The sequence below is a fragment of the Stutzerimonas stutzeri genome, from assembly GCF_024448715.1.
Taxonomy (GTDB): domain Bacteria; phylum Pseudomonadota; class Gammaproteobacteria; order Pseudomonadales; family Pseudomonadaceae; genus Stutzerimonas; species Stutzerimonas stutzeri_AR.
Genome location: NZ_JAMOHZ010000010.1, coordinates 138,843 through 152,705 on the forward strand (window position 1 = coordinate 138,843; position 13,863 = coordinate 152,705).

Genomic DNA, 13,863 nt, shown 5'->3' on the forward strand with positions numbered 1-13,863 from the left:
TTTCACCTCTTATTGGAATTATTGGCTGAGCGGCTGAAGGCGAACGGCGGCTTCCAGCTCGGCGAGTTGTGCCGGGTCGGTGATGCCGAAGCCGACCTGCCCAACTGCCTGCGCGGCGATGGCCGTGGCGTGGCTGAGGGTGAGTTCGGCGGGCCAGTTTTCCAGCAAGCCGTGAAGCATGCCGGCGAGCAGGGAGTCGCCGGCGCCGACGGTACTGATCACCTGAACCTTTGGCGGCTGCGCATGCCAGGCGCTATCCGGACCGAACCAGCTCACGCCCTCGGCACCTTGTGAGATGACTACGTGCTCGATGCCTTCGACCTGCAAGCGCCAGGCTTCACGGGCAAGCGCCTGAGCATCGGCCGTTTTCATTCCGCGGGCCTCGGCCAGCTCCTCTTCGTTGGGCTTGATCAGCCAGGGCGCCGTCGCCAGGCCGGCGCGCAGCGCCGCGCCACTGGTATCCAACGCGACCCGCACGCCGAGTTGCTTGAGCGTGCGCAACAGGTCGACGAACCACTCCACCTGAACACCGCGCGGCAGGCTGCCGGCGACCACCACCAGGTCGTGTACTGGGGCGAGGCGCTTTAGCCTGGCCAGAAGCTCGACGCGCTCCGCCTCGGCGATCATCAGCCCAGGACCGTTGATGTCAGTGATCTGTCCGCAAGCTTCGGCCAGTTTGATGTTGCTACGGGTTTCTCCGGCGACGCGGACGAATTCGTCAGCAAAGCCACGTGCTTCGAACAACTGCTCGAACGCCTGCGGATTGTCCGCGCCGAGAAAGCCGGTCACGGTCAGCTGGTGACCGAGGTCGGCCAGCACCTGCGCCACGTTGAGGCCCTTGCCGGCGGCATGCACCTGCAGGCTTTCGCTGCGGTTGACCTCGCCCAGGCGCAGCGATGGCAGTTGCACAGTCAGGTCGAGTGCAGGATTAAGGGTGACCGTCAGGACGCGCGCCATCAGCAATGCTCTCCGACGAAGGCGCGCACTTCATGCGCACCGGGCAGCAGCAGCGCATGCTGAGCCAGCCGCTGGCAGGCGCTGAAATCCAGCTCCCGCACCCGCGCCTTGACCAGCGCGATGCTGCGGGCGGACACGCTCAATTCGTTGACACCGAGGCCCACCAGCATCGGCACCGCCAGCGCATCGGCGGCCAGCTCGCCGCACACGCCCACCCATTTGCCCTGCGCATGCGCGGCTTCGACGGTCATATCGATCAGGCGCAACACCGCCGGATGCAAGCCATCGGCCTGACCGGAAAGGGTCGGATGCCCGCGGTCGATGGCCAGGGTGTACTGGGTCAGGTCATTGGTGCCGATGCTGAAGAAATCCACTTCTCGCGCCAGCGCCGGGGCGATCAACGCGGCGGACGGGATTTCGATCATGATGCCGACCTGCAGATCGGCCACCGGCAGCTCCGCACGCAGCCGGTCGACCATGGCTTTGGCGGTGCGCCACTCATCGATGTTGCCGACCATGGGAAACATGATCCGCAACGGGCGACCGTCGGCGGAGGCCAGCAGCGCGCGCAATTGGGTTTCGAGAATGTCCGGGCGCTGCAGGCTCAGGCGAATGCCGCGCACACCGAGGAAGGGGTTTTCCTCGGCCGGCATCGGCCAGTACGGCAGCGGCTTGTCGCCGCCAACGTCCAGCGTACGCACCACCAAAGGCCGTCCTTCGAGTGCTTCCAGCACGCGGCGGTACTCGGCCTCCTGGGTCGCCTGGTCCGGCGCCTGGGAATGGTTCATGAACACCAGTTCGGTGCGCAGCAGGCCGATGGCTTCAGCTCCGAGGGATACGGCGTCGGCGGTCTCTCCGGCCGCGCCGATGTTGGCGGCGATCTCCACGGGATGGCCGTCGCGGGTGATCGCCGGCTCCATTCGTCTCTCGTTCGCCAGACGCTTGCGCTCCTCGCGCTCGGCGCGTTCGCTTCGGGCGTCGGCCAGTTGCGCATCGCTCGGCGCGACCAGCAGTTCGCCACGCTCGCCGTCGAGCAGCAATAGTGTGTTCGGCGCCAACCCCAGCACGCCTGGCCCGGCGCCGACGATGGCCGGAATGCCCAGCGCACGGGCGATGATCGCGCTGTGCGAGGTCGCACCGCCGCCAGCGGTAAGGATGCCGGCGACGCGCTGGCAGTTGAGCGTGGCAACGTCCGAGGGTGCCACTTCGTCCATCACCAGAATGTAGGGCTCTTCCGGCGCCTGCTCGGCCTCGATACCGGTCAGACAGGCCAACACGCGACGGCCGACGTCACGCAAATCCGCTGCGCGCTCGGCCAGCAGCTTGTCGTGCAGCGACTCCTGTTGCTGCGCGGCGTTTTCGATTTCCTCGACCCAGGCGGCTTCGGCGCTCAAGCCTTTTTGCAGCCGTACCTGTACGTCTTCGCGCAACGCCGGGTCGCGCAGCATGGCCTGATGAGTGGTGAAAATGTCGCGAATGCTGGCGACCTGGCTTTCCTCGATCAGCACGCCAATTTCGCTGAACACGCGGTCGAGCGCCGTATCCAGGCGCTGCAGCTCGACCGCCGGGGATTCGCCATGCTTGGGGTAGTCGATAACCTGTGGCTTGCGCACCAGTACCGGGCCGATGGCGATGCCGGGCGAGGCGGCAATGGCCATCACGCGCTCGCCGACACGCAAAGCCGCGTGCTCGACAGTCTTTTGATCCGGTTGCGCGGCAAGCGACGCGCCGGCGTTTTCCATCACCTGGCCCGGCGCGGGCAAGGGCTCGACCTCCTCGCCCAGGCCTTCTTCGACGGCGCGCACCAGTGCCGGCAACGCATCGCCGGCTATCGAAGGCTCGGCAATGAATTCCAATACCTGACTACGCTGCGCGCCCATTGCCAAGAGCTTGCTCAGGCTCTTGACCGACACGCCAGCCCTCTCGCTACCGGCCAGCCGAACGCGGATATCGCCGTCGAACGCCTGGGCAATTTCGGTCAGCACCTTGGCGGGCCGCGCATGCAGACCATGGGCATTGGCCAAGGGCACCTGAGCGCTCGGCCAGTCGGCGGGCACCTCGCCGCCGAGCGCTTCGAGCACCACGCGGCTGGAGGTCGCCTGGCTGAGTTCCTGCCCGCGCCCCTCGATCAATAGATTGCACAAGCGCTCGAGCATTGCCCGATGCGCCTCGCCAAGGCTGGCGAGCACGAACAGCCCGTTGAGCGGCTGCCCCTGGTGTACCAGCGAATTGATGGGCGTGACGAAGGCCAACCCAGGACTCTGCACCGATTGCTCGCTGCTCAGCCACCACAGCCCATCGCCCAGCGGCAGCGCCTGGCTCAGCGCCAGCCCGGCATTGAAACCGGGCTCCACGCACTGGGCGCGCTTGAGCAGCTTGACGCCCTGCCAGGCCAGCTCGTCGAAATCATCGGCGGCGACACCGAGCGCCACCAGCTCGCCATCCAACGCCAATTCCTGCGGCGCGCCCTGCAGCAGATCGATGATCGCCTCGGGGCTATCCACTTTCTGCAGCGCCTCACTCAGATCGCCTTCGCCAAGCGCTCGGGTCAACAACTGCAGCAAACGCAGATGCTCATCCGAACGCGCGGCGATACCGATGGCGAGGAACACGTGCTGGCCGTTGCCCCAGTCCACACCACCTGGAAAGTGCAGCAGGCGCACGCCGGTGGTGAAGACCTGATCGCGGGTCTCCGGCGTGCCGTGCGGGATGGCGATGCCCTGGCCAAGAAAGGTCGAGCCCTGCGCTTCGCGCGCCTGGAGCCCGTCGAGGTAACCGGGCGCCACCAGACCGTCCGCCACCAGCACTTCGGCCAGCAAAGCCAGAGCGGCAGGCTTGTCGGCGGCCGCCTGATGCATGTGGATATGCTGGGCATTCAACTCAAGCATGAAGAACTCCTGTACGGGCTCACTATTGTTTCTTTTGCCGGCTGGGGCGCTGGGATCACCGGACGGCGCTTATGACCGGACGATTGCTGAAACGTTTCAGCAAAGGCTGGCACATTACGCAATATTGGGTAACTCTAGAAGCCCAAGTTCATACCTTCTGTCTCTCAGCCCAGGATTCTGCAGTTGAAACTGACCGACATCGCCCGCCTCGCCAATGTCTCGGTGACCACCGCCAGCTACGTCCTCAACGGCCAGGCCGTACAGCGGCGGATAAGCCAGGCCACGGTGGATCGGGTAATGGCAGTGGCTGAGCAACAGGGTTTCCAACTCGATCAACAGGCTGCCGGTTTGCGGCGCGGACAGTCGCGCACCCTGGGCTTCATCGTTCCCGACCTGGAAAACCCCAGCTATGCCCGGCTGGCGAAACTGCTCGAACAGCGCGCCCGTTTGCGCGGCTATCAGTTATTGATCGTCGGCTCCGATGACGAGCCGGAAACTGAACGCCAGGTCATCCAGGTGCTGCGCTCGCGGCGCTGCGATGCGCTGATCGTTGCCAGCTGTCTGCCGGCTGACGATGCCAGCTACCGCACGCTGCTCGCCAGCGGCACGCCGATCATTGCTCTCGATCGCGCGCTGGACCCAGAGCAGTTTTGCTCGGTCGTCAGCGACGACCGCGAAGCCGCCACGCAGCTGACCCACTCACTGCATTCACCAATCGACGCGCATATCGCGCTGATCAGCGCACGGCCCGAATTGCGCATCAGCCAGCAGCGCGAGCAAGGCTTTCGCCAAGCACTGGAAAAATACGCGGGCCAGATCAGCGTGAGGCAGGCCGAGCAGTTCAGCCGCGCCTGCGGCCGCGAGCAGATGCTGGCGCTGCTTGATCACGGCGAGATGCCCGACGCACTGATAACCACCGCTTACGTTCTGCTCGAAGGCGTCTTCGATGCCCTGCGCGAGCGCGACCTGCTATGGCCTGCGCAGCTGCGGCTGGCCACCTTCGGTGACGCGCAGCTGCTCGACTTTCTGCCGATACCGGTCAACGCCATCTCCCAGCAGCACGAGCAGATCGCCGAGCGCGCCCTGGAACAGGCCATTCGCGCCATTGAGCACGGCAGCTATCGCCCCGGTGTAATCGCCATCGAGCGTGAGTTGAAGGTCCGTCAGCTCTGACCACTTGCGGGCGCTTGCGCGCTGACCGAAGCTGTTGCGCTGTTTGGCGAGGGACTGTGGATCGCCACGAGCGATCATGGCCCGATATGGCATTGCCGCTCCGCAGTCCTTGAACCTGCAAACTCGAGTCGGCTTTCAGCATGGTTCGCGAGCAAGCTCGCTCCTACAATCGAGCGATCGGATCGTGCAAAGATACCCAGACGCCCCCCCGCTGCTTTTGTAGGAGCCAGCTTGCTGGCGAACCGAGGTCGCAAGCAGATACGGCGCGAACGTAGATATTAGAGGCTGATCGCGAGCAAGCTCGCTCCTACAGCTCCCCGCAACGACGAAGAAACGAACAAACGATATTTGCAGTCAGGCCATTAGCCGCACCGGTCACTGGCCTTTTCACCGAGCCCGCAATCCTAATGAACATCGAACAGATCACCCAACGCCTGCACGCCATCCGCGATCGCAACGACTGGCAGCGCTTTCACAGCCCGAAAAACCTCGCCATGGCCGCCAGCGTGGAAATGGCCGAGCTGGTGGAAATCTTCCAGTGGCTGACCGAGGACGAGTCGCGGCAACTGCCTGCCGACAAGCTTGAGCATGCCGGCCAGGAAGTCGGCGACATCCTTATGTACCTGCTGCTGATGTGCAGCGAACTAGGCATCGACATGGAACAGGCGCTGCTGGCCAAGCTGGCGGACAACGAGCGGCGGTTCGCCCGATGAGCGATCGCCATTTCGACGAGTTGGCGACGCGTTTCGCCGAGAAGATTTACGGCGGGGCCAAGGGCGCGATCCGCCTCGCGGTGCTGCAGGCGGACCTCGCCGAAGTGCTGCCGCAACGCCCGCTGCGCGTGCTCGATATCGGTGCCGGGCTTGGCCACATGAGTCTCTGGCTCGCACAGCAAGGCCATCAAGTGACGCTCGCGGAGCCCGCCGAACCGATGCTCGAAGGTGCTCGCGAGCGCTTCGCCGCTGCCGGTCAATCGGCCACCTTTATCCAGGCGCCCTGGCAGGACATCGAAAGTCAGGTCGAAGGCCGTTTCGATCTGGTCATCTGCCATGCGGTGCTGGAATGGCTGGCCGAACCTCAGGCCATCCTGCCGGTGCTGCATCGCCTGGCCGCCGCCGATGGCTGGCTGTCGCTGGCCTTCTACAACCGCGACGCGCTGATCTACCGCAACCTGCTCAAGGGCCATTTCAAGAAGCTGCGCAGCCAGAGCTTTGCCGGTGAACGCCAGAGCCTGACGCCGCAGCAGCCCCTCGACCCTCGCGAGCTGGCCGCGCAACTCGCGTCGCACTGGCGGGTCGAATCAACCAGTGGCGTGCGCGTATTCCATGACTACATGCCCGCTGATTTTCAGGCCCGCACCGAGCCTGCCGACCTCGTCGAGATGGAACTGGCGTACCGCCGCCATCCCGCCTTTGCCGGCCTCGGGCGCTACCTGCACTGGTTGTGTCGGCCCCGCTGAGTGCCGGCCGGGAGGTATTTTATGTTTACCCGCGCTGCCCTGCCGCTGCTCTGCCTAAGTCTCGTGGCCTGCCAGAGCAATAATCCGTACACCAGCGAATCCGCGCCGATTCCGCCCGCGCCGCCCGTCGAGCAGATCCAGTCTCCGGTGTACCCTGCGGCACCGCGGGATTTTTCCAGTTATCAGAGCTGGAGCTGGCGCAATCCACCGCCTGGCACGGCCTCGCTCGCCGGGGAAGAGCTTCAGGAAATGGTCGCCGGCGCCCTCGATCAGCGCGGCCTGCGGCCTGCGCCAGACAATACCAAGGGCGACGTGCAGATCAGCGCTCGAGCCAACATGGAGACGCGCGTGCGGCAGACGTATGACGATTACGGCCCTCATATCGGGGCTGGTCATTACGGCGGTTACGGCAGCGGTTATGGCATTGGGACCAGTGCGCCGATAATGCGCACCTACGAAGAAGAGGTGGTCTCGGTGTACGTCGAGATGTATGACAGCAGCTCAGGCCAGGCCATCTGGAGCAACCGCGCCGAAGCTCGTAGCGGCGGCAATCAGGCCGAACGCAAGGATGCCGCGCGTCAAGCCGTGAACAACGCGCTCGCCGACTATCCACCGCGCTGAGCCTGCATGCCCCTATCGCGAGGAGAACCGAAATGTTCCGTTCATTACTGATGCTTCCCCTGTTGTTGCTGCTGGCCGCCTGCCAGAGCACTCAGGTACAGCGCGATTTCGATCCGCAGCGCGACTTCTCCGCCTACCGGACCTGGAGCTGGCAGGAGCCGGCGCTGCAGTACCGCCCGGATGATCCGCGGATCAAGAGCGACCTCACCGAACAGCGCATCCGTAGCGCGGTCAGCGAGCAGCTCGACCAGCGCGGCCTGCGCCAGGCTCAGTCCGGCAGCCAGCCGGATGTGCTGATACAGGCCTGGTTCATCGTCGACGAGCGCTCCCAGCAATATACTTCCACGTCGATGGGAGCCTGGGGCAGCCCGTGGCATGGTTTCTGGGGCGGGCCGATGATCACCGACACCCGCACCATTCACTACCAGGTCGGTACCCTGCAGGTAGATTTTTACGATGCCGAGGACGGCAAGCTGGTCTGGCGCGGCAGTGCTGAACAAGTCTTGCGCGACGATCCTGGCAGTCCTCAGGAGCGCGCCGGAATGTTCCGCGAAACCGTCGCCAAGGTGCTTGCGCAATATCCACCGCAGTAGACTGCAGTCCGTTCCGAACCCGGCCTGCTGCAGTGGCGGGCTTCGAACTGCCGACAAAGGGTAAACGCTTCGCCCCGAGGGCCGGAAGGCGCGCTTGCCCCTCCTCCACCCTGACAAGTCCAATTTTGAACCTGCAAAGAAACCATACAAGGCGCGCTTCGTGGCGAATACTGGCGCAACAGCCCATTAATGATCCATGGGCTCGCCAAAAGGTGGCGCGTAGTAACGGAACACCTGCAAATTGCCTCGAGAGCTGGGTTCATCATCGATCTCTGGCCTGCCGTCCTGGCAGGGCTGTCTTTGTAATCATCGGAGTAAATTCGCATGCCTGTCGTAGCCTGGTGGCTTCTCGTTCTGCCTTTGATTGCCGGGGCGTTTCTGCCGCTGCAGGCCGGTATCAACGGACAAGTGGCCAAACACCTGACCAGCGTCATGAGCGCGGCGATGCTTTCATTTGCCGTAGGCACCGTGGCGTTGGCCTTTGTCGTTCTGGTCCAGCGCGATATGCCCTCGATTCAGGCCCTGAAGGGTTTGCACTGGTACCACTGGTGCGCCGGCCTACTCGGCATGTTTTTCATCGCCACGGCGGCGTTCGCCGGCCCGCGCATTGGCGCGTTGCTGTTCATGGCGTTGGTGCTGGCCGGGCAGTTGGGGATGGCGCTGCTGCTCGATCACTTCGGCTGGGCGGGTTTTCGTCAGTCATCGATCAGCGTCGGCAAGGTTGCCGGGCTGGTGCTGATCTTCGGTGGCGTGTGGATGATCCGCCGCGGCTGAGCGCGGCGGTCGAAACAGGCTATTTGCGCTCGAACGCGTAAAACAGGTTGGGTTCGCTGACGAGATATAGATCGCCGCGCGCATCGAAGGTCATGCCCTCGGCTTGCGGCACGCTGTTTTCGAGGCCGGCAAAGCCGCTCCACAGCGAACGGAAGCTGACCAGCCCGCCTTCGCTGTCGAGTTCCAACATCATCTTCGCTTCGTCGCTGAGCAGCACAAGATGGCCGGTTCGCTCGTCGAAGTGCACGGAGGCGAGGTCGGTAGCCATGTCCGTGTCCTCGATCCATGATTCGCGGTCGATGATCTTCAGGTCCAACTGGCCGTTCAGGCTGGCCTTGATGCCCTGGATTTCATAGAGCTTGCGCGGCGAATTCTCCTTCACCACGAACAACCGATCACCGGCGCGATCGTAGCCAACGCCTTCGAAACCGGCATTGTCCTCTTCGCCCAGCGCCAGCGAGACCGACGCATAGTCCTCGCGCTGCAACGTACCGGGACGATCCGGCACCGGCATGATTACCACCGACTGACTGCGTTCTTCGACAACCGCCAACAGGTTGTCGCCCAGGTAGGTGATGCCCTCGACATCGGTGAAGCCCTGCAAGGGGTAACGCTCAAGAAAGTTGCCATCCTGATCCAGCGCGACCAACGACTCTGGGTTGTTCACCACTGCCCAAAGGTGATTGCGTCGATCATCGAAGGTCAGCCCGGACAAGTTATTGGAAATCGACGCCACCGGCTGCGCCTCGACGCGCACGTTGTACTCCGGGAGCCACAGGCTGCGTGCTTCCCAGCTGTTCTCGTACCAGGCGGATTTCAGCCCATAAAACATCCGTTCATCCAGATGAAACGTCGCAGCGGCGTAAAGCAAACCGGCGCCCAGCATACCCAGGGCCCAGACCTTCGGGCGCGCGCCTGGCAGCCACCGCGACTGCGCATTGGTAAAAATCGGCATCGTCTTTTCTCGTTAGAGCATCGGCGGACAGCCTACCCACAAAGGGTTGCAATTGCATGACGGCACGCAACGTAGGAGCCGATCAGCCTGTACTGACCTGCCGGCAAAACCCCGGTTCAATCCGGGCCGTGGGAACTGGCAGACGGATTGATAGCCCAATGCCCCAAGGAACGGCTGCGCTTGCAGCCCCGGATCGAACGGCAGGAGAAAGACATGCGGGTGGAAGGTTTTTTCGAATGGCTGGGCCAGGCGCTCGGCACGGTAATCCGCTACATCGTCGATGCACTCAGCGGCCTCTTCGGATTGTTCGCCGATGCCGGGGCGAACTTTCTGGAGGGCCTTTCGCGAACCTTGGGCATGGACCGTTCGCTGATCAGCCTGATCGCCCTGGCGATCGGCCTGATGTTTCTGGTGGCCGCCGCTCGCGCTTTCTTCCGACGCTCGATCATCGCCGGCGTGATTTATCTGTTTCTCGGGCTTTGGCTGTTGAGCTGGTTGATTCATTGATGGGCAAAAAAGACTGCGAGCTCAAGCAAGCGGGGCGGACAATCAGATGTTTTGTTTGTAATGCCTTGATGACTTGATCGTTCGTCCGCCCCTTCCCTTTTCCTCGGCCGTTTCGCCCTTTGCAGCCCTCTCGCTGGTCGCTTTCGTCGCGCCAACGTATGATTTCCGGCTGTTTTGGAGCCTCTTCATGTCACGGCTGTTGACCGCCTGGCAGCACGCGCCCACCCATAAACGGGTCTGGGCGTTGGCTGCACCGATGATTCTGTCCAATCTTTCCGTGCCGCTGGTGGCTCTGGTCGACAGCGCCGTGATTGGCCATTTGCCGCATGCACATCAGCTGGCTTCGGTTGCGGTGGGCGGTAGCCTTTATACGCTGCTAGTCTGGGTCATGGGCTTCCTGCGCATGGGCACCACCGGCTTCGCTGCCCAGGCGGCGGGGCGTGAGGATGGCGGTGCGCTGCGACAGGTGTTGCTGCAAGGCCTGTTGCTCGCACTCGGTTTCGCCTTGTTGCTGAGCCTGGTCGCGCTGCCGCTCAAAGAGTACGCGCTGCAGCTGATGCAGCCGTCCGCCGAGCTCGACAGCCTGACGCAGGCCTACTTCCTTACTCGCCTGTTCGGCCTGCCCGCGGCACTGGCGAGTCTGGCGCTGATCGGCTGGTTTCTCGGCACCCAGAACGCTCGCGCGCCACTGGCGATCCTGCTCACCACCAACCTGATCAACGTCGCGCTCGACCTCTGGTTCGTCATCGGTCTGGACTGGGGCGTGGCCGGTGCCGCGCGCGCATCGGTAATCGCCGAATGGAGCGGTGTGCTGGTCGGCCTGGCCCTGACCCGCGGCGCCCTGTTGCGCTACCGAGGTCGTCTGGACAGCAAGGCGATGCGCCGCTGGGTGAGCTGGAAACCACTGATGTCAGTGAATCGCGATATTTTTGTCCGCTCGCTGGCCCTGCAGCTGGTGTTCTTTCTGGTCACCGTACAGGGCACGCGACTGGGCGATGCCACGGTTGCTGCCAACGCGCTGCTGCTCAACGGCTTGATGCTCACCGCCCATGCGCTCGACGGGCTGGCTCATGCAGTAGAAGCGCTCACTGGCCACGCCATCGGTGCGCAGAGCCGTACCGAGCTGCGTCGTATCCTGACCGTCGCCGGCGGCTGGTCACTGCTGGCGAGCATCGCCTTCGGCTTGTTCTTCCTGCTCGGCGGCAAGCTGTTCATCGGCCTGCAAACCGACATCCCCGTAGTACGCGAAACGGCAATCACCTATTTGCCGTATCTGGCGGCGCTGCCGCTGGTGGCCGTCTGGAGTTACCTGCTCGATGGCCTTTTCATCGGCGCCACCCGTGCACGTGAAATGCGCAACGCAATGCTCCTGGCCGTTGCGATTTCGCTACCATTGGGCTGGCTATTGCGGGGCATGGGCAATCATGGATTGTGGTTGGCCTTTCTCGCCTTCATGCTTCTGCGTGGCATTTGTCTGGGCAGCATCGCCCGACGCCTGCAACGCCAGCAACAATGGTTTACCTCGACTCATGCCGCACTCGCGGCCGTACCATCGAAAGGACACTGAACATGGCCTACGCCGTCGCCGCCTACCTACACTTCGTGGCGATCTTCCTGCTCTTCGCCCTGCTGACCCTCGAACATCAGTTGTTCAGCCAGCCGCTGGACTTCAAGCGGGCACGCAGCCTGTTACGCGCCGATACTGCCTTCGGCATCGTCGCCGGCCTGGTGCTGGTCACAGGTGCGGCGCGCGCCATGCGCTACGGCAAGGGGTTCGATTACTACATCAATAACAGCTTCTTTCACGCCAAGATTGGGCTGTTCGTGATCGTGGCCCTGCTGTCGATCTACCCCACCGTCACCTTCCTCAAGTGGCGCCCTGCATTGAAGGCCGGTCAGGTTCCGGCGATCAGACCGACCACGACACGCTGGGTGAAGCTGATCATCCGCATCGAACTGCTCGCCTTATTGCTGATCCCGTTGCTGGCCGCCCTGATGGCTCGCGGCTTCGGGGTGATTCCGCTCTAACCATGCAGGTGCAACCATAGGCATTGCCAGGCGCGCGACCAATGCCCTTTCGCTGTCTCATCTGGACTAGCGACCATCTTTTGTAATCAATCCCTGCGGAAAGAACCGAACCCTTAGCCATCGAACCCTTCTAAGCAGGCATCGACTCAAGGAGGTTCCATGACCAAGTCACTGCTCATCGCCCTCGGCATTGCGCTCTGCGCGCAGCCTGCATTCGCCCAAACGCCGAAGCCCGAAGTGATCACGCACCTGAACGGCCTGGATATCGAGGTCAGCGCCATGGGCGTGCCGACCGAAACAACCGAGGCCGGCGGCGAACTGGTGGGGATTCGGGCGGTAAAGGTCATGAACAAGACCGGCGAAACGGTAACCTGTGAGTTCCGCGTGCCCGCCGATGCACGGGCAGACACCTCCGCCCCGCCCGTATTCACCGTGACGCCAAACTCACAACGGGTCGAGCGGGTACCCGGCGACTATTCCCCTGACGAGCCGTTCGCCGAGCTGACCTGCCGCGGCGCCAACCAGAGCGTCGGCACACCGACCGCGGCGCCATCAAGCGAGCCTTACACCGATCCCGCTGCAGCCGAGCCAGAAGCACCGGCTGCGGCAGACAATGCGACGCGCTCTCGAGAAGCCGTAGATCGCGCGCGTTGATTTCGCCCTCACCTACTCAGGTCAACATTCAGAATCGCTCAGGCTCAGTCGAGCCTGTGTCGATAGGCAACTCACCTGCCTGCCAATCGATAGCCGTATAGTTAACGTGTCATGGCACACCTTTCAGCACGGCATTACGCCTTCGCCCACGTAGTCACATCCGATCCAAAGGGCTCAGCACCGCCAAACCACCACGGTTGAGCACATGGGTATAGATCATTGTCGTTTTTACATCGGCGTGCCCCAACAGCTCCTGCACGGTGCGGATGTCCTGCCCGCTTTCCAATAGATGAGTCGCAAAGCTGTGCCGCAACGTATGAGGGGTCGCCAGCTTGGCTATTCCGACTTCCTTCAAAGCACGCTTGAAGGCCCGCTGCACACGCTTCTCGTCAAGATGATGCCGACGCACAGCTCCGCTGCGCGGATCGACAGAGAGACCCGTCGCAGGGAACACGTACTGCCAGGCCCACTCCCATGGCGCCTTTGGATATTTACGCGCCAAAGCGTCGGGTAGATATACGTCTCCCCTGTTCTCGGCCAGTTCTTGGCGATGGATAAACTGCACGCGGGCCATATGCTGTTTAAGCGGCGCAACCAGACTTGCAGGCATGACGGTCACGCGATCTTTCTGACCTTTGCCGTCCCGAACGATGATTTCGTTGCGAGCGAAATCGACATCCTTGACCCTCAGCCGAACCCCCTCCATGAGACGCAAACCTCCGCCGTACAGAAGCCGAGCTACAAGCCCGACCTCGCCGTTCAGCCGTCCTAATATCTGATGTACCTCTTCCATCGAGAGCACAACCGGTAACCGAGCTGGCTTTTTTGCACGCACCACCTCGCCTAGCCAAGGTAGATCCTGCTTGAGGACTTGCTTATAGAGAAACAGCAACGCGGCTAACGCCTGATTCTGCGTCGAAGCAGATACATCACGGCGAACCGCAAGATCAGAAAGAAAGGCTTCCACTTCCGGCGCGCCCATTTCGACCGGATGTCGATATTGGTGAAATCGAACGTAGCGTTTAACCCACTCGCAATAGACACGTTCAGTTCTGATCGAGTAGTGTTTGAGCCTGATCTGCTCCCGCACCTGATCCAACAATCGCGGCTTTCCATCCATGGTGTATAACTCCCTTATAAATTCATCGTTGCCCGGAAGCGCCCAGCCTAGACAAGGAGAGTTCTAATGACAAGGAATGTTATACACCAAGCCCGTTCGGCGTTTTATGCACCATTTGGTGTCTAATTATAGTT

At 62.5% G+C, this 13,863-nt stretch carries 13 protein-coding genes and 1 pseudogene; 10 read left to right on the forward strand and 4 right to left on the reverse strand.

What is annotated here, in order from left to right; translation table 11 throughout:
- Positions 1-18 precede the first annotated feature (18 nt).
- The gene (pfkB, locus tag NAV33_RS19820; RefSeq protein ID WP_255983256.1) at positions 19-957 is read right to left on the reverse strand and encodes a 1-phosphofructokinase; all 939 of its coding nucleotides are present in this window, start codon (positions 955-957) and stop codon (positions 19-21) included.
- A complete protein-coding gene (gene ptsP, locus NAV33_RS19825) occupies positions 957-3,845 on the reverse strand; it encodes a phosphoenolpyruvate--protein phosphotransferase (protein WP_255983258.1) in 2,889 nt (962 codons plus the stop codon). Before ptsP ends, pfkB begins: the two co-directional genes overlap by 1 nt.
- Positions 3,846-4,028: 183 nt before the next feature.
- Between ptsP and cra the strand changes: the two genes are divergently transcribed.
- From cra to NAV33_RS19855, 6 genes are all read left to right on the forward strand, one after another.
- Entirely contained in the window at positions 4,029-5,018 is a 990-nt protein-coding gene (gene cra / locus NAV33_RS19830) for a catabolite repressor/activator (protein ID WP_255983260.1), read from the forward strand.
- A 407-nt stretch (positions 5,019-5,425) separates the two neighbouring features.
- Complete coding sequence (locus tag NAV33_RS19835) at positions 5,426-5,731, forward strand: nucleotide pyrophosphohydrolase (RefSeq protein WP_255983262.1); 306 nt, start codon at positions 5,426-5,428, stop codon at positions 5,729-5,731.
- A complete protein-coding gene (locus NAV33_RS19840; RefSeq protein ID WP_255983264.1) occupies positions 5,728-6,477 on the forward strand; it encodes a methyltransferase in 750 nt (249 codons plus the stop codon). The genes NAV33_RS19835 and NAV33_RS19840 overlap by 4 nt, the downstream gene beginning before the upstream one ends.
- A gap of 21 nt (positions 6,478-6,498) precedes the next feature.
- Positions 6,499-7,098 carry a DUF4136 domain-containing protein gene (locus NAV33_RS19845; RefSeq protein ID WP_255983266.1) on the forward strand — a complete coding sequence of 200 codons (600 nt, stop codon included), beginning with the start codon at positions 6,499-6,501 and terminating at the stop codon, positions 7,096-7,098.
- A 32-nt stretch (positions 7,099-7,130) separates the two neighbouring features.
- Positions 7,131-7,691 carry a DUF4136 domain-containing protein gene (locus NAV33_RS19850; protein ID WP_255983268.1) on the forward strand — a complete coding sequence of 187 codons (561 nt, stop codon included), beginning with the start codon at positions 7,131-7,133 and terminating at the stop codon, positions 7,689-7,691.
- Positions 7,692-8,015: 324 nt separating this feature from the next.
- Positions 8,016-8,465 (forward strand): DMT family transporter, encoded by a 450-nt coding sequence (locus NAV33_RS19855; RefSeq protein ID WP_255983270.1) that lies wholly within the window; start codon positions 8,016-8,018, stop codon positions 8,463-8,465.
- A 19-nt stretch (positions 8,466-8,484) separates the two neighbouring features.
- On the opposite strand, the gene NAV33_RS19860 is transcribed toward NAV33_RS19855, so the two are convergent.
- Entirely contained in the window at positions 8,485-9,420 is a 936-nt protein-coding gene (locus tag NAV33_RS19860; RefSeq protein WP_255983272.1) for an SdiA-regulated domain-containing protein, read from the reverse strand.
- A gap of 213 nt (positions 9,421-9,633) precedes the next feature.
- On the opposite strand from NAV33_RS19860, the gene NAV33_RS19865 reads away from it, so the two are divergent.
- The 4 genes and pseudogenes from NAV33_RS19865 to NAV33_RS19880 form a co-directional block, all read left to right on the forward strand.
- Positions 9,634-9,927, forward strand: a complete 294-nt coding sequence (locus NAV33_RS19865) for a hypothetical protein (protein ID WP_255983287.1) — start codon at positions 9,634-9,636, stop codon at positions 9,925-9,927.
- A gap of 187 nt (positions 9,928-10,114) precedes the next feature.
- Complete coding sequence (locus tag NAV33_RS19870; RefSeq protein ID WP_255983273.1) at positions 10,115-11,494, forward strand: MATE family efflux transporter; 1,380 nt, start codon at positions 10,115-10,117, stop codon at positions 11,492-11,494.
- Between the two features lie 2 nt (positions 11,495-11,496).
- A complete protein-coding gene (locus tag NAV33_RS19875) occupies positions 11,497-11,955 on the forward strand; it encodes a DUF2214 family protein (protein WP_255983275.1) in 459 nt (152 codons plus the stop codon).
- A 159-nt stretch (positions 11,956-12,114) separates the two neighbouring features.
- Positions 12,115-12,483: pseudogene (locus NAV33_RS19880) on the forward strand (hypothetical protein); the annotation flags it as partial.
- Positions 12,484-12,763: 280 nt separating this feature from the next.
- Here NAV33_RS19880 and NAV33_RS19885 read toward each other — a convergent pair.
- Complete coding sequence (locus NAV33_RS19885; RefSeq protein ID WP_255983277.1) at positions 12,764-13,729, reverse strand: integron integrase; 966 nt, start codon at positions 13,727-13,729, stop codon at positions 12,764-12,766.
- Positions 13,730-13,863 lie beyond the last annotated feature (134 nt).

Bases quoted from the DNA above. Each gene is read 5' to 3' on its own strand.
- NAV33_RS19855 (WP_255983270.1), top strand. From the start codon at position 8,016: ATGCCTGTCGTAGCCTGGTGGCTTCTCGTTCTGCCTTTGATTGCCGGG.
- NAV33_RS19870 (WP_255983273.1), top strand. From the start codon at position 10,115: ATGTCACGGCTGTTGACCGCCTGGCAGCACGCGCCCACCCATAAACGG.
- NAV33_RS19835 (WP_255983262.1), top strand. From the start codon at position 5,426: ATGAACATCGAACAGATCACCCAACGCCTGCACGCCATCCGCGATCGC.
- NAV33_RS19850 (WP_255983268.1), top strand. From the start codon at position 7,131: ATGTTCCGTTCATTACTGATGCTTCCCCTGTTGTTGCTGCTGGCCGCC.
- NAV33_RS19875 (WP_255983275.1), top strand. From the start codon at position 11,497: ATGGCCTACGCCGTCGCCGCCTACCTACACTTCGTGGCGATCTTCCTG.
- ptsP (WP_255983258.1), bottom strand. From the start codon at position 3,845: ATGCTTGAGTTGAATGCCCAGCATATCCACATGCATCAGGCGGCCGCC.
- NAV33_RS19885 (WP_255983277.1), bottom strand. From the start codon at position 13,729: ATGGATGGAAAGCCGCGATTGTTGGATCAGGTGCGGGAGCAGATCAGG.
- NAV33_RS19865 (WP_255983287.1), top strand. From the start codon at position 9,634: ATGCGGGTGGAAGGTTTTTTCGAATGGCTGGGCCAGGCGCTCGGCACG.
- NAV33_RS19845 (WP_255983266.1), top strand. From the start codon at position 6,499: ATGTTTACCCGCGCTGCCCTGCCGCTGCTCTGCCTAAGTCTCGTGGCC.
- NAV33_RS19860 (WP_255983272.1), bottom strand. From the start codon at position 9,420: ATGCCGATTTTTACCAATGCGCAGTCGCGGTGGCTGCCAGGCGCGCGC.
- pfkB (WP_255983256.1), bottom strand. From the start codon at position 957: ATGGCGCGCGTCCTGACGGTCACCCTTAATCCTGCACTCGACCTGACT.
- NAV33_RS19840 (WP_255983264.1), top strand. From the start codon at position 5,728: ATGAGCGATCGCCATTTCGACGAGTTGGCGACGCGTTTCGCCGAGAAG.